Raw genomic sequence first — 23,481 nt, 5'->3', positions numbered from 1 at the left:
GATCGAGATCGGGCGGTGAACTCTATTTGGCTGGCCTCGCGAGTCCATTTGGGGCTTTCGCCCGTTTGGTTTGCAACGACTGTAACGTCGAATTGACAGATTTTCTGAGCAGTTTCTCGACGCCGAGTTGACAATCCAATTATCTTCATAGGTCCGGCTAGCCCCCATTGCGCCCCCACCGAGGACGTGACGGGGGTGTTCTAGCCTGCAATGAACGACATTTTTCGACTTTTCATTTGATCTTTCGATTCGCTTCGCTGTCACGGTGACCGTGGCTGGATCCCTTCATTCTTTGAGTTTCTCATGACGCTTCGCCGCTTTCAGACCATGTTGGGCAACGCAGTTTCAGACGCTTCCTCTCAAACAGGACGAAGCGAACAAGGCCAACGCTTGTCGAAAAGTCGTCGAGCCCGCAACGAACGTCGAAGCAAATGGCAGACCGCCGACCGCCGTCTGAACCACGAAACGCTCGAAAAACGCGAACTGCTGGCCGCGGAATTGGGCTTGGTCGCTCACCCCGTGTTCGCTCCCGGCACGCCGTCAGAAACGATTGAGCAATGGGAAGCGGAACACGACGACGGGCACGCCCCGATCACTTCCGGCACCAAACTTCCCTCCTTCCAGTTTGGGCCTCAGCTTCAACCGATTCTGTTCAATCCAGCGGACCCGCTGCGCTGGCGCACTTCGGCACTGAATCCAAATGGGGCTCCCAACCTAGGCGACCCAATCACGTTGACCTGGAGCATCGTTCCCGATGGAACGCCCATGCTGGACCCGAACACGGGGAACACAACCGGCAACAGCGAACTGGTCGCATTCCTGGACAGTGTCTATGGAAGCGGAGCGACCAACGAGATCACAGAAAAACCGTGGTTCGGAATCTTTGCCAATGTCTACGACGTGTGGTCTGTCGGAACGGGTCTGAATTTCGTCTATGAAGACGACGACGATCGGGCGCCTTGGGCAGGTGCGGCGAGCATCGGGGAAGCGGACGTGCGGGCCGATTTGCGGATCGCTGGCGCAGCGATCGATGGGAACTACAACGTTCTGGCCGCGAACTACCCACCGTATGGCTTTGGCGCCAACGGGCTCGATGGCGACATGATCATCGACACCACCGACAGTTACTACTCGGACACGGCCAACTCTGCTTTCGATCTCAACATCGAATTGACAAACATTCTCGCTCACGAGATCGGCCACGGCCTGGGACTGGCCCATGTGATGCCAACCAATGGCACCAAACTGATGGAACCATTCATCAGCGCGAACTACTACGGCCCGCAAGAAGACGACGTTTTCAACATCAACATGTTGTACGGCGACGCGATGGAGCCCAATGACTCGTTGGCGAGCGCGATCAACCTCGGCGTCCTGGACCTCGCAGCCCAGACAATCACCGATGTCTCGATCGACAACCCCAACACGGACATCGATGTCTTCGCGTTCACACTGAACTCGCCCACCGAAATTGACTTGGTCGTGACACCGGTGGGCACAGCCTACGACGAAGGAGAGCAGGGCGGTGCCGCCCCCAACGGCGTCGATCGTCAACGTCAGCAAGATCTGCAATTCCGATTGCTGGATGGAAGCGGCAATCAAATTTCGTTGTCCAATGACAACACCTTGGGCAACGCTGAATTCCGCGCCAAAGTTCAATTGGCAGAAGGGTCTTATGCCATTGAGGTTTCTGCTTTTTCAGGGACCGACTCTCAAGCCTATCGCATGTCCGTTGGGAACTCCGCTCGCGTCTTGGTCGGCCCCACTTTGCTTGCCATTCGGCCAGATGATTCGGGGTTGCTCCAGAATGGCGACACCTTGGAATCAGCCCCCAACGAATTCAACCTGTTCTTCAACGGCGGGGCGGACCTCGACGAAGCCACGATCAACGCAGACACCGTCAAATTGGTTCGCGCTGGCGAAGACGGAATCTTTGGCCCCAACCCAGCCAACCTGGACATCAACGGAAACCCAATCGACGACGACATCCAAGCCGAACTGGGATACGTTGGACTGCTGGAATCGGGAAGCATCGAAGCCAGCAACCTGCAGCAGATCGTCTTGCGTCCAGCCAGCAGTGCAGCTCACAACGCGTTCGATCCGTCGTTTGCTTTCCCGGATGACCTTTACAAAATCGTGCTGGTCGGCGAAGGCAACTCGCCACTGCAAAGCCGCGCCGGAATTCCGTTTGACGGCGGCAACAACTTTGAAACAACCTTTCGGCTCAACCGTGGGTCCCAGGTTGTCGCGGTCGTCCCCCAACCGATCGTTCGCTCCAACGCGACCCAAGCCAACCCCAAGGGCGTTCTCACCCAACAATCCGACACGGTTGTCGTGCACTTCGACGGACAGCTGCTGGACGTGGGTGACGCAGAAAACCCCGCGTTCTATCGGCTCATCGATACCCGCGCCACCGCGGACAAGTCCGACGACCAACTTGCCCCCTTGCAACCCAATCTGGCGACCTATGACGTCGCCGCTGGAACGGTCACGCTCCTGTTTTCCTCTCCCATCCCAGAGGGCAACTACCGCCTGGACATCGGGGAAGCTGGCACACCAGTGGGTGGATCTCCGGTTGTCCCCAGTGCCGCGCTGACGAGCAATGATGACAACTCGACCCTCCTGACAGCCAGCGATCTGACAGGAACACCAGCGAGCCCCGTGACACTGGATGCGTCGGGAGTCCGCATTTCTTCGCAGATCCAGGCTCAATCCGTTCCGCTTGCACAACGCGTCGGCAGCGAAGATGAACCAGGCCACCGTGAGATTCAGCGCGAACCACATGTCGTAAACAACGAAGGAGTCGGCTTGGAGCTTCCTTCGGCAATCAGCATTGTTCGCTATTACTTCCCCAGCACGCTGGGGACGGATACCAACGGGCAAGACTACATCAACCTAATCACCGAAAAAGAAAAGGAGATCGTTCGCACACTCTTCGATATCTACGCCAGTCTTTCAGGGCTTGAGTTTGTCGAAACCTCTGAGACCTCCCCCGGTGCAGATCAACTGATGATCGGCAAGGGTGACTTCCGGGCCGTCTCTCCAGGACTCGGTCCAAACGATGGCGTCGCAGGCCTTGCCAACAACAACTTTGCGATTTTGAACGGCTCCATCTACAACCAATCCAACCGATTCTTTGGCGATGGTTTCACAGAAACCATGATGCACGAGATTGGTCACTCCTTGGGCCTGAACCACTCTTATGACATCCCATCCGTTCAAGGCGCTGCCGTGCCAAACGACGTGCTGCCGGGTGATCATGACATCGTTCACCTGCAGCGGGTTTCCCCTCCCAATGCAACCGACATCGATCTTTACAAGTTTGCGGTTGGCGAGACAGGCAAATTCACTGCCGAAACCTTCGCCGAACGATTGTCGACTCCAAGCGGCCTGAGCACGGTCCTGACATTGTTCGAAGTGAATGACGATGGAACACTCGAAATCGTCGCTCGCAATGATCGCTACTTCGGCAACGACTCCTTCCTCAATGTCGAACTGGATGCAGGAACCTACCTGATCGGGGTCAGCAGCACCGACAACGAAGACTACAACCCGCTGGTCCCGGACTCTGGTTTTGGCGGAACGACCGATGGCATCTATGAGCTGGAACTCAAATTCCACGGTGAGTCGGCTTCCGTTCTTCGAGATGTGGACGGCACGCCGATTGACGGCGATCGTGATGGCACACCTGGCGGCGTGTTCTCCTTCTACTTCCAATCGAGCGATGCCAGCACCACGGTGTTCGTCGATCGGTTGAATGACCCGAACGCGGCAGCACTGGATGGCTCGGGCACTCTGGGAGACGCGTTCGACAACATCGGCCAAGCGCTTGAGCGTGCAGGCAATCGAATCGTGTTCCCGACGGTGGGACTCAACACGCTGGATGGCACCGACACGTTTGAGGTCATTCAAACCATTGGTGGCACCCCGGTGACTGAAAGCTTCGACTTTGGTCCTGGTGGAATCCTGCTGGCCCCCGGTGGATCACCGGAGGATGCGGCCTCTGCGACTGCAAATGCCATCAACTCCGTCCTGCCTGGCGTTGCGACGGTGGTCGGCCGAACCGTTGAATTGGCCGGGATCGATCGTCTGGACCTGTCGGGATCGGACACGCTTCTGAACACGCCCAACCTGGTTCGGATCATCGGCAATGACGCCGACGGCGACCCGTCAACGACCGCGGATATCAAGCCTTACCTGATCGGGACCGCAACCAGCGGCGCAGCACTTCGAGACGGGGCTGACTTCCGTGTCCCACAGGGTGTCACCGCGATGATCGACGCAGGTGCGTTGATCAAAATGCGCAAAGCCAATCTGGATGTCGGCTCTTCGTCGATTGACATCGACCGCTCCGCCTCAGCCTTGCAGGTCCTGGGCACCCCCGACACTCCGGTCTGGTTGCGATCCTATTTCGACAGCACGTTTGGTGGCAACTCAACGGGTTCTTCGGCAGCCAATCCACCGTCTGCAGGTGACTTTGGCGGGATCGTCCTGCGTGATGATTCCGATTTGGAATCATCGGGGATGTTCCTGAATTACATCTCGCACTCTGACATTCGTCATGGTGGGGGCAAGGTATTCGTCGATTCTGCGGAGGCTTCCTTCAGCCCGATTCACATCATCGACGCTCGGCCAACCATTGCGTTCAACCAGATCACCGACAGCAACAGCGCTGCGGTCTCAGCCAGCCCCGATAGTTTCGATGAATCAAACGGCCGAATCGGCCCTGAAATCGTCGGCAACTATCTGTCTGGCAACACGATCAATGGTCTGTTCATTCGAATTGAAACTCAGGATGGCGAAGTCGTCACGAAACTGACCACACCGGGGCGATTCAATGACACGGACATCGCACACGTCTTGACAGAAAACCTGGTGATCGCGGGCAACGCGGGTGGGCGTTATCTCGACAAAGTCACGGGCGAATTGACCGCTCGTGATTCCGGTCGCTTGCTGGTCGATCCAGGCATCGTGATCAAATCTTCGGGGTCGCGAATCGAAGCCGAGGCGGGAGGCTCCGCCCTCATCGCCGAAGGCACCCAAAATCGCCCTGTCATTTTCACGTCCATCAATGACGATCGATATGGCGGGAGCGGTGTCTATGACACGACGAACACGCCCAATTCAGCAGGACAAGCAGGCGACTGGGGTGGCTTCTACTTTGGATACACCAGTTCTGGCAGCATCGACAACGCCATCATTTCCTACGGCGGTGGCGACTCGTCCATCGAAGGTGGATCCGCCAATTTCAATGTGATTGAAATTCATCAAGCGGAGGTCCGAATCACAAACTCGCTGATCAGCGACAACGCAGATGGAAATGCGACCGGCGTCCGAAACGGCCGCGGCGCCAACGCTGCTGCCACGATCTACGTTCGCGGTGCCCAGCCGATCATCATTGGCAACGAGATCGTCGACAACGCCGGCCCCGCCATCAACATCAACGCCAACTCACTGCAGTTCTCCAACAAACCAGACTACGGGCGGAGCACTGGCAACTTGGAAGTTTTCGCGGAATTCGACGACAACGTCGGTCCCCTGGTTCGACTGAACCAGTTCGAAAACAACGGCATCAACGGAATGTTGGTGCGAGGAGAAGTCCTGACAACCGAGTCGATCTGGGACGACACCGACATCGTTCACGTCCTGCAAAACGAAATCACGGTGGGCAACCATCATTCCAACAGTGGGCTGACCCTGCGAAGCAGCGGCAGCGATTCGTTGGTTGTCAAGCTGCAAGGCAACAACGCTGGCTTCACCGCCACCGGCACACCAGCCGAAATCATCGACCGAATCGGTGGCACCGTGACCGTTTCCGGTTCACCTGGGTTCCCCGTCATCTTGACCAGTCTGCAGGACGATTCGGTGGGTGCTGGCTTCACACCGACGGGGGCGTTTTTGTATGACACCGGAAACGATGGTCAGACAGGTGGACAAAAGGGTGACTGGCGTGGTTTTGAGTTCGACGAATTCAGCAACGATCGAAATGTCGCCGTCGTTCGCGAACGTGAGACGCCCCTGACGGCAGGCAAGGACGAAAATGCCTTCCCTGGTGTCGCCCAGTTCGTGGGCACGTTGGCCCCGGATCAGAAAAGCGGAGACGAGAATCGACGCCTCGGATTTGAAGTCCAAGGGTTCATCAGCCCTGACTCACCCAGCGATTTGGACGTCTACAGTTTCGAGGGAACGGCCGGTACGCCGGTCTGGTTGGACATCGACCGGACCGACACTTCTCTCGACACAGTCATCGAAGTTTTGAATGCGAATGGAACGGTCATCGCTCGTTCCCTGCGTTCGACCGACACCGGTCTGCCCGGCACGCTGAATGCGTTGCCACTGGAACAGAACCCACTGCTGGGTGGTGACTTCAACTCGGAGAACTTCCGAGACGCTGGCATGCACTTCGTGTTGCCAGGAACCCCGGACACGGTGGGCCGGTACTTCGTCCGGATCCGTTCACTGGGATCAACGCCGACATCGCTGGATGGCGTCAGCAGTGGCCAGTACCAAATGCAAATTCGATTGCAACAAGTCGATGAGTATCCTGGCAGTACGATTCAGTACGCCGACATGCGGTATGCCACCACAGCCATCGACGTGAGTGGATTGCCTGCTCGCAGTCACATCCTCGGTGAAGCGGGCGAAGTCCAGGCGGCGGCGAACAACACCTTCGCGCAGGCTCAACCTTTGCAAAGTCTGTTGCAAAGCGATATGGCAGCGATCTCGATCTCCGGCAACCTGGGGACCGAGCAAGGCGTGACCAATCGCGACCTGGACGTCGACTGGTATCGCTTTGACGCGACTCAAACTGGCATCCAAGTGATCAGTGGCGTCAACGACTCTGCCGGCACCGTGGCTGTCGTCTTTGACATGGACTACGCCGACAAGGCGAACCGTGGTGACACGACGCTCGCTGTTTATGACGGCAATGGCCAGCTGATCTTCGTCGGTCGAGACTCCAACATCGCTGACGATCAGCCGGACACGATTGACTCGGACCCAGACATTGACGATCTGTCGCGTGGATCGCTCGGCACCAAGGACGGCTACATCGGCCCCGTCCACTTGACCACCGGTGGCGAGTACTACATCGCGATCATGGGCAACGGCGTCACACCAAGCGCCTTGATGGGACAATATGACAACCTCGGTCACTTCCTGCAGGACGACGATGGAGACGGAGTCGCGGATAGCGCGGTTCAATCCGAGTCGGGTGAGATTTTTGTCCCCGAAGGAAACGCGGACAACCGCTACGTTCGTCTGGAACCAATCAATTCCGTTGACCGAGTGGTAGAAGATCGCATTGGATTTTCTGGGTACAACACGATCCCACTGGATCCATTTTTCCCAAATGGCATCAACATCCAACCACAAACGTCGATCTTCAACATCGACACGGCAGCGGATGTCGAATCCCACTTGCCAGCATTCACGCTCGAGAACGTGCCGCTGTACGTTGCCACTGACCGCCCGTTGCCCAATGCGGACGATCAACTCTACATCGCGGACGCCTACAACGGTGGGACGTACACACGGCCGGTGTCACCGAACAACTGGTCTGCCAACAACAATGACATCCAAGACATCACCATCCGCAGCGATGGCCGGATGTTCGGGTACCAACGCCAGACCAACGTCGCTGACTCGGTCGGCCAATTGGTCGAGATCGATCCCGCCACCGGCGCGCTGACGGTCGTCAGCCAGGACAACATTCCGGGCGAGACGCCGACGATCAACGCTCGGAATCTCAATGCAAATTTGACCGCCCCGGGCAATCGTTCCACCCTCAACGATCCTCGCCTGGAAGAATTCACCAACTCGGATGAAGTCGATGCGTTGACATTTGAACGCACCGGCAACATCACCAGCGATCCAAGCTACGACCTCTACTATGTGGTTCGAGAATCAGACGCATCGTCGAAGCTTTATCGAGCCACTTCGGACGGGGACGCTTCCCCGGTTGCCGCCGCTGCGTCCGGTCCCAACACAGGCGCAAACGTCAAGTACGGCGTCATGGGCAACATCAATCTGCCAGGAGCGACCTATGCGACCGCGAATTTCCAGGTGTTCACCAACGGAAACAACGTCGCCCGGACCAACATTCGGATTCAATCCAATCAGCCTGGTGTGGACGGAGATTTCACGGTCAGCATCAGCCGTCCCAACAATGGCAACCAAGCCGGAATCGGCAACGTCAGTGTGGCAGGACGCACGATTACTGTGATCATCGGCACCGATGCCAACGGAACGGGAGGGCCAAGTGCGGCCGCGATCGTGAATGCAATCAACAACGATGCTGACGCTCGACAGATTGTGACCGCTTCCATCTATGGTGGAAACGCAAACAACAACGGAGATGGGAACGACGGCACAGCAGCGAATAACGTTGGCGCATTGAACTACACCGCCGGTGCCGGGACTGCATTGGCGGGTCGCGTCACTGGGATTAGCTTCGACGATCCAGTCGAACCCACTCAGATGTACGGCGTCACCAATGCTGGTGAAATCATTGCCATCGACAAGAACTCGGGGGACGCCACCCTTCTGAATACCGTTATCGGAGCCGACTTCAGCGCACTCGCACTCGGTCCTCAGTCGGTCGAGAACGGTGCGTATGCTGACATGCTGTTCGCAACCACGACCGGTGGTCGCTTGTACGCGTTTGACTTCAATGGCGTCTTGCAAAACATCTTCGCGGGTGGAACAGATTCCGTTGTCTTCAACGACATCGCACCTGCCAACGGTGACAACCCGGTCGGACTCGCGTTCAGCCCGTTGGATCTGAACCTTTGGCACCCCACCACTCGGCGCGCCAATGATGTCGGACACGGGATCAATGAAGCACCCGACGGATCTCGGACGCCTGGCGACATTGACCAGACGTATGGCGAAGCCGGAGCCGTCGGTGGGGACCGGGAGTTCTCCCAAGCCAGCGGTGGTGCGAGTTTCTACTTCGGACTCGAAGAGTGGATTGCGCCCAACGATTTCGACAACACGACCCAGGGATACATCACCTACGATGGCCAGGAAAATGCCCAATTCGGGCTTTCCGAGAAACTGCATCGCGACCTGACCTCCAACCCTGCGGTCGTCAACACCTACGCGTTGGCAGGTGGTGCCCAAGGCCAATTGGTTTCCAATTCGTTTAACCTCGATGGATCGGTGGCGGAAGACCGACCCACGCTTTATGTCAACTACTTCCTCGAAACAGAAAACCACCCGGGTGAGACGACTGCGAACGGTCAAGATCCATTCCGTGACGCGGCGCGAGTCTTCGTGCTGCGACCGTCGACGGGAGAATGGGAGTTGGTTGCCACCAACAACTCGGCGTTGAGTGTGGCGGACCCGTCACGGAACCCGACAGCAGAACTCCCCGGATTCATCTCGCATCTCTCCGACGCTGGTTTGAACAGCACCACGCCTCGTGACGAAGACGCACAAGTCGTTCAGGAACTGTTCGACAACACAGGAACCTGGCGACAAGCTCGCATCGACTTGTCTTCGTTCGCGGGAGAAGTTGGTTTGCAACTACGATTCGACTTCAGCACCTCCGGTCGAATCGCTGGCGATGGCATTCCGTCTGCGTTCGGTGAGATTTCCTCCGACTCTCGTTCCAACGCAACCCTGAACAACTTCTTCGAAGGCTTCTACATCGATGACATCATCGTTGGGTACGCCGAGCGGGGTGAAATGGTCACGGTGCCAAACCGAGTCCCAACGGTCGAGGGCGTCCTTCAAGGCGGAACACGAGAAATCAACACGGATGCGGGCACCTTTGCCCTGCTCAACGACGCCCGGTTCAGCAACCGCGATCCGAATCGCAACCCCGAGATTTTGTCGGGTCCCTATCAAGTCGAAATCCGACGGGTGGATGAGTACGCAACACTTGCAGAAAGCAATATCCTGCCTGATTTCGGCTTCTCATTCCAACCCTTTGACACCAACGACCGACACATCTTGTCGGAAGATGGTGTCAGCATGTTTGGGGGAACCACCGGCTTGTTGGCGGATCAAAACCGTGAGCGTCAACAAGGCATGTTCATCATCGACTCAAACTTCATTTCCGACTCAGAAGATGTCGGGATTGACGTTCAACCTGGCACGGCGGAAGAAACAGGAGTTCCGCACCAAGGCTCGCTGATCAATTTCCCGCAGCTGAACTCGCCTCGCTTGGTCCCCGGCGTGGTCATTCAAAATAATGTGATCTCCGGTGAATCAGCCATCCGATTCGCGGGCGAGACGACCACCGAAGCAGGGCGTTCCGTTCCCTTTGGTCGGATCGTCAACAACACTCTGGTTGGATTTGGCGACGGAACCGGCATTGATGTGATTGGGCAAGCTGCTCCGACGATCATCAACAACATTCTGTCTGAATTCGGCACCGCCATTGATGTCGAAGGCTTCAATGCCACCAACACAGTGGTTCGTAAAAACTACTTCCAAGGCAATGCCAACAACGGCACCACTGGAACCAACCCCGAGTTGGCAGGAACCAATGCTCCGCTGTTCATTGATCGTTCTTCGCGAAACTACTACCTAGCCGCTGGCTCGGCGGCCATCGACAATTCGCAAGAAACATTGGCCGACCGGCTGGACTTTGTCACGTTCAAAACGGAACTTGGAATCGCCCGTTCGAACATCGACGCGCCGCAGCGAGATGTCTTTGGGCAGCTTCGAGTTGACTCCGGTCAATCCGGTGGTGGTAGCGGTGCAGATCCGTTCATCGACCAAGGTGCGATCGATCGGGCGGACACGGACGCGCCCTACGCTGTCCTCCTCAAACCAATCGACGACGACAATGCTGGTTTGGACCGAGATCCTAACCCCACCGTTGTCTCGCTTGACGATCCGATTCTGGACGTCTTCTCAATCTTGATCGGCGATGGTCGCGACGAGAACTCACCGTTCGAAGGTACCGGAATCGATCCTGCGACGGTCGATCGGGACGCCATCCTTGTTCGCCGTAACAATATTGAACTGGTGGAAGGTGTCGACTATCAACTGGGCTTCAATGGCTCAACCGGCGAGTTGCGTTTGACTCCATTGACGACTCTCTGGCAACCCAACGGTGTCTATGAAATCTCCTTGGACAACCAACGGATTGCCGACCGTGCAGGAAACTTGTTGCGTCCGAACCAGCAAGATGGGTCGACAAAGTTCACGATCATTTTGCCCACGGTGAACTTGGACTATGGCGATGCCATGGATGGGTTCGGGACCATCTTGGATTCCAATGGTGCTCGTCACGCAATCATTGATGGCGGCCAAATCCGTTTGGGCCAGATCATTGATGCAGAACGCAATGCCGCGATTGCCGGCTCACCGACGGCTTCCGATGACGACCGTCTCCCCGTCCTCATCACCCTCGGAACCGGTGCTTTCCAAGCACCAATCACGACCGCTGGCGTCAGCGTCATGGAAGCGGTGCAAATGCCCGTCCTGGGCGACACCTTGACCATTGACATTGGCAGCCCTCGTGGCCCAGTGACATTCGAATTCGTGACGGTCGGACGCTCAGCCGAGCCAGGAAACTTGCCTGTCATTTTTGATGACACCACGTTGACCGATCCCGCCGAAGTGCTGGACCAACTCAATGACTTCACTTCCGATGTGCATGATGCCATCGCCGATGTCTTCGAAGACTTCGGCTTGGCTTTCGATGTGGAATTCGCCGCCGGAACGGCAGCCGTTCCCGCCACCCAACCATCGCTGTCGCTGACCAACTTTGATGACGAAGACGGTGTGGGAATCGGCTCCCCCAACACGGAACGTGAGATCACGATCACACCTTCTGATCCTGTCTCATTGGTTGTCGCAGCATCGCCTGCCAACCCGGTCACGATCGATGTCCAGACCGTTCCAGCAAGCGGAGACCAGGTCGTGATCGACCTCGGCACAGCCGCTGGCGCCAAGACATTTGAGTTTTTGCTCAACGATCCAGCAGCAGTTGGCCAGCAAGCTTCGAGCTCGGGAACCATCGCGGTCCGCTTCGATGCAGCTGACACCGTGAATGATATCGCGGCCCGCTTGGCCGCTCGCGTTGACCAAGCCTTGGCCGGCTATGGCACCAATCTTTCGGCGACCTTTGCTGGAAGCATTGTGACACTCGAAAATCAAACCACCGCTCAAACGGTGTTTGTGGATTCATTGGCAGATCCCAACAGCGTGTCGATCGGAGTTCTGGGGTACCTCAACCCGAACAACACCAACGGCGCGTCGATTTTGGTCAACGCTCCCAACGGTGGCTTCTTGGACGCGTGGATCGACTGGGATCAAAACCAACTGTTTGATCCACGAGATTCATCCGAGGATGGCGGCGAACAAATCTTCCGCAGCATCCAGTTGTCAGCCGGCGATAACATCCTGAACATCGTGACGCCGACGACCGCATCCAGCGGAATGTCCTGGGCGCGTTTCCGCATCTCGCCCGAAGGTGGCTTGGCCTCAGACGGACTGGCCGTCGGTGGCGAAGTGGAAGACTATCAAGTTGAAATCATCCCGGCCCCGATCCCGACCCCGCAAGATGATCGCTACGACATCCTGGAAGATCAGTCGTTGTTGACCGCGGAAATGGGATTGTCATCCGTCTTCTTCGGGCCCACCGTGGCTGCGGAAGACTTGCTCACTCCGTTTGCTCCCACGACCGTTGTGTTGGTCGACGGACCTGCTCATGCCGAGAATTTCTCGATTGATCCACTGACGGGTCACTTCCAATACGTCCCGAAAGCCGACTTTGCCGGCATCGACACGTTCACGTACCGCTTGGCGGATCAAACCACGTTGGCGGACAACCCTGTCCTGGACGTCAACGGCGACCCGCTTGGTCTCGCCACCGTGACGATCAACGTCGACCCCGTCAACGATGTGCCGTCGGTTGAGAACCTGACGCTGCTTGCGCTCGAAGACACGGAACGCACCTTCACCGCAGAACAACTGAAAGCCAGTGCGTTCGGTGACGGCAACCGCGAGTTCACCTTGACGCTCCCCGATGGCTCGACGCAGTCGGCTCCTTGGGATGAGTCGATTCAAACCTTCCACGTCATCTCGTTGCAAACCACCGTCGGCGGAGTCGTGACCGACATTGACTCCACCACCCCGATCCCGGTGGATGGTTTCAAGACCCCTCGCGGCCGCCTGATCCCCAGTTGGACCGGTTCCATCTTGGACGAGATTCGTTATCTCGCCGACACCGATTTGAACCAAGACAACGCCAGCGGCAACTCGCTGCTGCGTGATGAATTCCAATTCACCATCGAAGACGATGGCGTGCTGGTGAATCCGGGCGCGGACCTGGTCGACCCAGCCGATGACACCATGTCCGTTGGCACCAAGCTGACCGCCCAAGCAACCGCGCAGATCGATGTCAAACCGAAGAACGACGCACCGGTCGCTGCGGAAGACGTGATCAGCGAGAACAATGTGGCCTGGAACGCGTTCTTTGTCGGCCCCGACCCTGCCAACCCAGTGTTGCCAGTCCCGGTCCCCACCGAAGACACGACCTTGGTCATCCCATCGGCGTTCCTGATCGCCAACGACAAAGAGGCTCGTGATTCGGCAAGCGATGAAAACGACAACACCAATGACAGCGGACTGACCGTCACCGCCGTGAGTGCCACCAGTGCTCTCGGCGGAACCGTTGCTCTCGATGTCGACGGCAACATCGTCTACACGCCAGCACTCAACACCTACGGCGAAGACTCCTTCACTTACACGGTGACCGACGGCGGCATCACGTTTGATCTGGGAACCGAAGCGGTTCCGGGTTCGATGGTTGAAATCGACGACTTCTTGACGCACACCGCAACCGTTCGGCTGCTGATCAAACCGGTCAACGACGCACCGCAAGCTGACAACCTTGCACTCGAGTTGCTTGAGTACGAAGAGTTCGTTGACGGCTCGGGTGATCCCAACCCGGTCGCGAAAAGCGATGGCAACGGACTGAAAAACTTCACCAAGGACGACTTGCTCCGTCTAGGAGCAGCCGGATCGGCTCTGGAAGTCACTCCTCCAGCAGACTTCCCGGCCTTGTTCGACGAAGACGCTCAAGACCTCCGAGTGATCCAAATTGGCGTGCCGGCAGCTGCCGCTGCTTCGATCGACGCTCGTCTGTTGACATACGATGCGGTCACTGGCTTGGCACCCGTTCAAACCTTGGCCACCACACGGGGCACACTGACACTGACGTTCTCGTTGGTTCAGGATCCCGCCAACCCAGGAAGCTTCTTGGCGGATAGCGGCGAGTTCGTGAGCGGGACTTACGAACCCAACGTCGACTACAACGAAGAAGATCCATTCGCTCCCACGGATGCGACCGACCTGTTCACTTACTTCGTGGAAGACTTCTCGGAAATTCCTGTCCCAGGGGCAACGAACTTCCCTGGTGAATCGGCCAATAGCGTGGGCCACGGAAGCCTGACCAGTGCCGCGGCGACCGTGACGATGACCACTCATGCGGTCAACGATACCCCTGAGTTCCCCGCCTTCGACACGGTGACCTTCGCCGAAGACATCAACGACACCGGCGATGCCTTCAACACGGTCTTCTATGACATCTATGGCAAGGCCATCATCGCATCGGCGGACCCATCGGTTCACAACTTGGACGCAGCCATCTTCGTCAGTGAGGCAACCGCCGAAGACGAACGCGGCAACGACAGCGGAGCCCTCGCGACTCAAACGCTGAGCTTCAGCTACAGCACATTGTACGAACCAGCCGGAATGTTCGAATCGGCTCCGGTCCTCGATGAGTACGGCGTCCTGACGCTGACACCTCGAGCCGATGCCTACGGATACGCCGTCTACACGGTCACCATGACCGACGATGGAAAGTCGTACGATCCAGGCACTGGAACCTTGGTCGATGACTTCCGCAGCATCACCCGAACCCTGACCGTGCACATCACGCCGGTCAACGATGCACCCGTCACCGTGGATCGGGCACTCGAAGTCACCGAAGCCGAAGAATTCGCCAACGGAACCGATGCGCCCACCGGGCAAGTCGCTTCGATTGACTTGGATCCCGGACAATTCTTGGGCACCACCACCGAGAACTCGGAACCCGCTGAGCAAAGCGACTTCACCGATGACATCGACGCGGTCGATGAATTCGATGAAGAAGAACAAAGCCTGCGAGTCGTCGAGTTCACGGTCACGCTGGCCGATGGATCCACCGTGGTGGTCGATGCCGAAAACAACAACGGCGCCGAACTGACACTGGCCACTGGTCGCATCACGTTCAACTTCGATGACATCTCACTCGGTGGTGCTTACACCAGCGGTATTTACTACCCCAACGTCGACTACAACGAAGAATCACCGTTCGCGGCGAACGAACAGTTCACCTACGTCGTGGAAGACTACGGAACCACTTCGATCCCAGGGTCGCAGTACATCAACGGTGGTGCCGCCGACCAAGTCGATTACACCAACGATGGTGCCACACCTCCCGTCGGACTGAACAATCGCTCGGCACCGCAGACGATGACGCTCACCACACGAGCGAAAAACGATGTCCCTGAGTTCCCTGTCTTTGGTGAAGTGACCTTCGCGGAAGACGTCAACGACACCGGCGATGCCTTCAACACGGTCTTCTATGACATCTATGGTGAAGCCGTCATCGCGTCGGCGGACCCATCGGTTCACAACTTGGATCCAGCCATCTTCGTCAGTCGGGCAACCGCCGAAGACGAGCGTGGCAACGACAGCGGTGCCCTCGCAACCCAAACGCTGAGCTTCAGCTACAACACGCTGTACGAACCAGCCGGCATGTTCGAATCGGCTCCGGTCCTTGATGTGTACGGCGTCCTGACGCTGACACCTCGAGCCGACGCCTACGGATACGCTGTCTTCGAAATCACCTTGACCGACGATGGAAAGTCGTACGACCCAGGCACTGGAACCTTGGTCGACGACTTCCGCAGCGTCACCCGAACCCTGACCGTGCACATCACGCCGGTCAACGACGCCCCCGTCACCGTGGATCGGGCGCTCGAAGTCACCGAAGCCGAAGAATTCGCCAACGGAACCGATGCGCCCACCGGGCAAGTCGTTTCGATTGACTTGGATCCAGACCAATTCCTCGGCAACACCACCGAGAACGCAGAACTGGCCGAGCAAAGTGACTTCACCGATGACATCGACGCGGTCGATGAATTCGACGAAGAAGAACAAAGCCTGCGAGTCGTCGAGTTCACGGTCACGCTGGCCGATGGATCCACCGTGGTGGTCGATGCCGAAAACAACAACGGCGCCGAACTGACACTGGCCACCGGTCGCATCACGTTCAACTTCGATGACATCTCGATCGGTGGTGCTTACACCGGCGGTATTTACTACCCCAACGTCGACTACAACGAAGAATCACCGTTCGCCGCCAACGAACAGTTCACCTACGTCGTGGAAGACTACGGAACCACTTCGATCCCGGGATCGCAGTACATCAACGGTGGTGCCGCCGACCAGATCGACTACACCAACGATGGTGCCACACCTCCCGTCGGACTGAACAATCGCTCGGCACCGCAGACGATGACGCTCACCACCCGAGCGAAAAACGACGTTCCTGAGTTCCCCGTGTTCGACACGGTGATCTTCGCCGAAGACATCAACGACACCGGCGATGCCTTCAACACGGTCTTCTATGACATCTATGGCAAGGCCGTCATCGCATCGGCGGACCCGTCGGTTCACAACTTGAACGCAGCCATCTTCGTCAGTCGGGCAACCGCCGAAGACGAGCGTGGCAACGACAGCGGTGCCCTCGCGACTCAGTCGCTGACGTACAGCTACAGCACGTTGTACGAACCAGCCGGAATGTTCGAATCGGCCCCGGTCCTCGATGAGTACGGCGTCCTGACGCTGACACCTCGAGCCGATGCCTACGGATACGCCGTCTACACGGTCACCATGACCGACGATGGAAAGTCGTACGATCCAGGCACTGGAACCTTGGTCGATGACTTCCGCAGCATCACCCGAACCCTGACCGTGCACATCACGCCGGTCAACGATGCACCCGTCACCGTGGATCGGGCACTCGAAGTCACCGAAGCCGAAGAATTCGCCAACGGAACCGATGCGCCCACCGGGCAAGTCGCTTCGATTGACTTGGATCCCGGACAATTCTTGGGCACCACCACCGAGAACTCGGAACGCGCTGAGCAAAGCGACTTCACCGATGACATCGACGCGATCGATGAATTCGACGAAGAAGAACAAAGCCTGCGAGTCGTCGAGTTCACGGTCACGCTGGCCGATGGATCCACCGTGGTGGTCGATGCCGAAAACAACAACGGCGCCGAACTGACACTGGCCACGGGTCGCATCACGTTCAACTTCGATGACATCTCGATCGGTGGTGCTTACACCAGCGGCATCTACTACCCCAACGTCGACTACAACGAAGAATCACCGTTCGCGGCCAACGAACAGTTCACTTACGTCGTGGAAGACTACGGAACCACTTCGATCCCAGGGTCGCAGTTCATCAACGGTGGTGCCGCCGACCAGGTCGACTACACCAACGATGGTGCCACACCTCCTGTCGGGCTGAACAATCGCTCGGCACCGCAGACGATGACGCTCACCACCCGTGCCACGAACGACGTCCCTGAGTTCCCCGTGTTCCACACGGTGACCTTCGCCGAAGACGTCAACGACACGGGCGACGCCTTCAACACCGTCTTCTATGACGTTTACGCAGGTGGCTTGGTCGCCAATTACGACCCTGCTGATCCGATGCGTGACCAAGCCATCTTTGTCAGTCGCGACACGGCCTTTGACGAGCGTGGTGACGAACTTGGATTCGCCCCCACTCAATCGTTGACCTACACGTTCACTTCCCTGGCGAGCTCATCGCCTGCTGGAATGTTCGAAACGTTGCCGACCATGGACGACTTCGGTGTCTTGACACTGACCCCACGGGCGGATGCTTACGGCTGGGCGGTCTTCGAAGTGACTGCCACGGACGACGGAGCCGACTACGACGCTGGCACCGGAGCACTGATCAGCTCACCTCGCAGCATCACTCGAACGTTGACCATCAACATCACACCGGTCAACGATGCACCTGTCAGTTTTGACCGAGACCTGGAGGTGACCGAGGTTGAGGAATTCTCATCACCCGATGACGCATCAACGGGTGCGATCGCTCGACTGCCACTTGTTCCAGCGGACTTCCTCGGAGGCACGACAAGCAACCCAACACTCGCGAAAGCGAGCGACTTCTCGGACGACCTCGTCAGCTTTGAAGAATTCGATGAGGACGAACAAGACCTTCGTGTTGTTGAGTTCACCGTCTCGCTTGTTGACGGCAGCCCGCTGACCGTCAATGCCAGCAATTATGTCAACGGAACTCCGATTTCGTTGTTCAGCGGAACAATCGTCTTCGAATTTGATGGCGTCACCGGTGAGTTCGTTCAAGGCGAATACGTCCCGAACGTCGACGTCAACGATCAGTTGCCATTCGAACCGACGGAAGTCTTCCAGTATGTCGTCGAGGACTTCGGTCCGACATCGATTCCTGGCAGCGATCGACCGGATCCGGATGCCACCGGATCCATCGATTACACCACCGTGGGCGGAGTCGGTTCGAACAACCGTTCGCAGCCTCGCGACATGACGCTGACCGTCCGTGCGGTCAACGATGTGCCCGAATTCCCTGTCTTCGACACCGTCACATTCGCGGAAGACATCAACGACGCCGGTGGTGCCTTCAACACCGTCTTCTATGACATCTACGGTGGGCAAGTGATCAGCAGCAACAACCCGTTGGTGCACGGCTTGTCTCAAGCGATCCATCCAGGACGCACCACCGCGTTGGACGAACGCTCGGTTCAAGAACTCCACTACAGCGTCAGCGTGATTTCCTCACCGGCCGGCATGTTCGCCAGCGATCCATTCCTGGATCGATTTGGTGTGCTGCAACTGCAACCCAATGCGGATGCCTACGGTTATGCAGTGTTCGCCCTGACAATGACCGACGACGGACAATCCTACATCTCCGGTTCGATGCAAGATGATCCTCGCAGCATCACACGAACGCTGACGGTCAACATCACGCCGGTCAACGATCAACCGATTGCTTACGACCGCGAACTGACCGTCAACGAAGTGGAAGAGTTCTTCCCAATCACCGGTCAACCGACCGGAAATGTTGCGATTCTCAACTTCACACCGGAAACCTTCCTGGAAGGCACCCCAAGCGATGCCCAAACGGCAGATTTCGCCGACGGCGTCGTGACCACGAACGAGTTTGACGAAGACGAACAAGACCTCCGGGTCGTTCAGTTCACCGTCACCAATTCCAACGGCACGCCAACGGTCGTCAATCGAGACAACCTCAACGGAGCCACGATTTCTCTGGCAACCGGCAGCGTCACGTTCAACTTCGACGCCTCGGGTGCGTTCGTCAGTGGGCAGTACTTGCCAAGTGTTGACTACAACCAAGAAAACCCGTTCGTCGATTTCGAACGCTTCAACTACATCGTTGAAGACTTCGGCGAAACATCGGTCCCTGGTTCGGACTACATCAACGCTCAGATGGCACCACCAGTCGCTGGATTCCAGCAATCGAACTACACGACGGTTGGTGGTGTTGGATCGAACAACCGTTCGGAATCACGTCGCGTGACGATCCGAACGATTCAAGTCAACGATGCACCTCGCATCGACTTCCGTGAAACGGTCGACATTCGAGAACGCGATGACAATCGCGGGACCAGCCTCACAGATTGGGCGACTCGCCGCGATCCGGCTGAGACCACGGCACTGGACGAATTTGATCGCCAAGACGTCTTCTTCACGTTCAAAGAATACGTCAGCCAAAGCGTGACCGATCTGTTCCGTCCGGGCTTCACCCCAGAAGTCTCCGACGATGGCACGCTGACCGTCTACCCATCTCCCGATGCGGTTGGAACGGGCGTCTTCGTGATGATTGCAACAGACCGCGTGTCGGACACCGATCCCTTCGCGCCGAAGTCAATCGAACTGACCGTCACGGTCAATGTCCGTCCCGTCAACGACGAACCTCGATTGTCGAACATTGCACCGACACCTCAGACCGGTTCCATCGACGATGCCTACGAAATCACTTCCGACGGCACCTTGATCGTCACGATGAAGGAAGACAACACGGCCAACGACGGGTCAACCGGAACGGCCTATTCCATTCCACTGCGAACGGCCGGCCCGGGCTCACGCCCTGGACTGTTGGACATTTACACACCTGGTCCCGCCAACGAATCCGACGGCACCTTGGGTGGAGGACAAAACGTTGAGTTGGTTCCCTTCACCACGCTACCGACCACCCTCGGCGGTTCGGTGACTTACGTCCCGGCCAACGGGGCAATTCCTGCTTCGCTGGAGTACACACCTCCGATCAACGTGAACTCGTTGAACAACCTGCCCGATTCGTTCACCTACCAAGTGATCGATGACGGCACGAACTTCAACATCCGCGACCAGATTCTCGACCCCACGCCGTTGACTCGAACGGGACGCATTCAGTTTGTGCTCAACCCGGTCAACGACCGTCCTGTGTTTGACGTTGCACAAACCGTGATCAATGTCAGCGAAGACGCAAACATGTTCGTTCGCAATGACTTTGCGTTCAACGTGTTCGGCGGCCCCCCCCCAACGGCCAATGACGAATTCAGTTTGACCGCGGCCCAAGCGGTCACGTTCAACCGAATCGAACCGGTCAATGTGACGAGCACTCAAGCGGCCCAGGCCTTCACGACGCTTCCAACGATCGTGCCAGCCGGCCACCTGACATTCCAAGCCGCACCGGGCGTGTTTGGTGACTTCGTGTTCGATGTTTATGGTCAAGACGATGGTCAAGGCCCGAACTTCGGACGCGGCGACTTGAATGAGTCGTTGGCTCACCGAATCACGATCAGCGTCCTGGCCGTCAACGACGCTCCGATTCCGGCCAATGGCACGGGTGACACGATCACGATCGTGACTCGCGAAGACAGCACACTGGCGATTCCTGTCGATGGTGCGATCAACGGTTCGTTGCTCGGCAACTTCATCGCTGGCCCGGACTCACCCGTGGATGGACTGCCGGACGAAAATGATTCGCAGGTCCTGTCTGCCGTCAACGTTCCGCTGCAAACGATGTTGGGTGGAACACTGACTCCGTCGCCAAACGGTGCCGGTGCCACGTCGTACATCTACACACCTCCGTTGAACTTTGTTGGCACAGACCAATTCGTTTACGAAGTCAGCGACGGCGATCTCTCACGAACCACGTCGGCAACGATTTCGCTGGTTGTGGCTCCCGTCAACGATGCCCCCATCATTTCACCCTTGGCACCAATCGTGGTGGAAGAAAGTGCCGGCACGGTCACCCTTCCCGATTGGCTTGGCAGCGTTTTGGTTGGACCTCCCGGAACCGGATCTGGCGGTCGCGCCAGCGATGAATTCGACGGGACCGGAACCGCGGCTCCTCAAACCATCACGGAGTATCGATTCTCGTATGTCAGTGGTGACACCGACCTGCTGACAACATCGCCTGGAAACCCAACCGGGTTGCAAATCCTGTCCGACGGCTCGCTGCAGTTCATGACTTCGGACGAAAACAGTGGCTCGGCAACCTACGAACTGGTTGCCATCGACAGTGGCCCCAATGACCTGGCCAATGGCGACGTTCAAGAAAGTGCTCCGGTCCAGTTCACTCTGACCGTGGCCAACGTGAATGACTTGCCAACCTTCACGGCTGGCCCCGCTGTGACCGTTTTGGAAGACAGTGGAATGTATTCGCAACCTTGGGCCACCGACATCTCGGCCGGACCAGGCAACGAAGGCAACCAAACGGTCGCGTTCCTCGTTCAGGTTCCTTCCGAAGACCAAGATCTGTTCTCGGTCCAACCTGCGATTGACGAAAACGGCGTGTTGACCTTCACCGTGGCACCGGATGCCGCAGGCAGCACCGACGTCACGGTCACCCTGCAAGACTTTGACAACGGTGTCTTTGCTGGCAGTTCCCAGTCGGTCTCGCTGCCGATCACAATCACCGACCTCCCCGACCTGCCGGTCGCCGTGGACGACTCGTTCACGACCACCGAAGACGCGGTGTTGTTCTTCACCATCGAAGACTTGTTGGCCAACGACAGCGACCCTGACTTGAGTGACATCCTCAGCTTTGTGGAATTGCAAACCACCACCGCCTTGGGTGCCACCGTCGAAGTCAATCAAACGACCGGTGAGATTTCCTACACACCGATGAACTCGGCTGCCATTCAGTCGTTGCGTCCCGGTGAAACAGCCACGGACACGTTCCAGTATGGATTGCAAGACGACAGTGGCGTGACCAGCGTTGTGACCGCGAATGTCACCTTGACCATCCAAGGTCGCAACGACGCTCCGATCGCGATCAATGACCGCGTGTTCATCGAATCGGTCGGCACGACCGTGTTGGATCAAATGCGAGATCCGTTGTTCAACGATTTCGATGTGGACGGCATCCTGGACCGAAGCTCGTTGACAGTGGTCGTCGAGCCTGAGTTCGGCACGCTGTCGGATGACAATGGTGTGCTGACGTATCTGCCTGGTCCTGATTTCGCCGGCGTCGACACGTTCACCTACACCATCGCGGACGACCTGGGCCAAGCCAGTGCTCAAGCCACCGTGGAACTTCAAGGTCGTCCCACCGCGGATGACTTGTCAGCGGGAACCTCGGTGGGTCGCACCGGTGCGATCGACATCTCCGACAGCTTCAACACCGCGTTCGATTTGGACTTGGCTTCGATTCTGATCACGACCCAGCCCACCAATGGCGTCGCGGAAGTCATCGATGGCAAGATCATGTACACGCCAGATGCGGGTTACACCGGCCCTGACTTCTTGATCTTCACGGTCGCCGACGTCAACGGAAACCGCAGTGCACCGACTCGCATGAATCTCAACACGGTTGAGAGTCGATTGCAAAACCCGGTCAACTTCTCCGATGTCAACCGCAACGGCGAAGTCACCGCGCTCGATGCATTGCTGGTCATCAACCGACTGAATGAAGTCAGCGGCAGTTCCAGTGGTGAGAACATCCCGGTCACCGACGCGGACTACGGCATCGGCACCAACAACGGCGTGGATGAGCAGTTCTACTACGACCAAAGTGGTGACGGCTTCATCTCCTCGCTGGATGCCTTGCGAGTGATCAACGAGATCAACGCTCAGAACCAGTCTGGATTCGGCGAACCGGCTGGTGAGGCCGCTGACCTGTTGGTGGGTGACTTCAATCCTGCCGTTGGACTGGGGGCTTCCACCTCGATGGCTGCCGAGTCGGTTGAATCGGGATCGTCCAAGGTCATTGGATCGACCTCGAGTCACACCGAGGTGGACGTGATCGACTTGATCGCCGACGAGCAATCCAAACGCGATGGCGAAGATTCCAATTCGATGGAATCGCAATTGGATGCCGCGATGCGAGAATTGTTCTAGGACAACCGTCCCGAGAACAACCGGAAGAGAACCGGGCATCGT

The 23,481-nt window shown here is 57.4% G+C and carries 1 protein-coding gene; it reads left to right on the top strand.

Annotation, left to right across the window (positions count from 1 at the left end; all coding sequences use genetic code 11):
- The first annotated feature begins 303 nt into the window (after positions 1 to 303).
- Positions 304 to 23,439, top strand: a complete 23,136-nt coding sequence (locus PSR62_RS12870) for a tandem-95 repeat protein (RefSeq protein ID WP_274408165.1) — start codon at positions 304 to 306, stop codon at positions 23,437 to 23,439.
- Positions 23,440 to 23,481 lie beyond the last annotated feature (42 nt).

The organism is Rhodopirellula sp. P2 (genome assembly GCF_028768465.1).
Lineage (GTDB): Bacteria > Planctomycetota > Planctomycetia > Pirellulales > Pirellulaceae > Rhodopirellula.
The sequence above is the reverse complement of the archived record's forward strand: the minus strand, read 5'-3'. Positions and strand labels throughout refer to the sequence as shown.

Excerpts from the sequence above, each read along its gene's own strand:
- PSR62_RS12870 (WP_274408165.1), top strand. The coding sequence starts at position 304 with ATGACGCTTCGCCGCTTTCAGACCATGTTGGGCAACGCAGTTTCAGAC.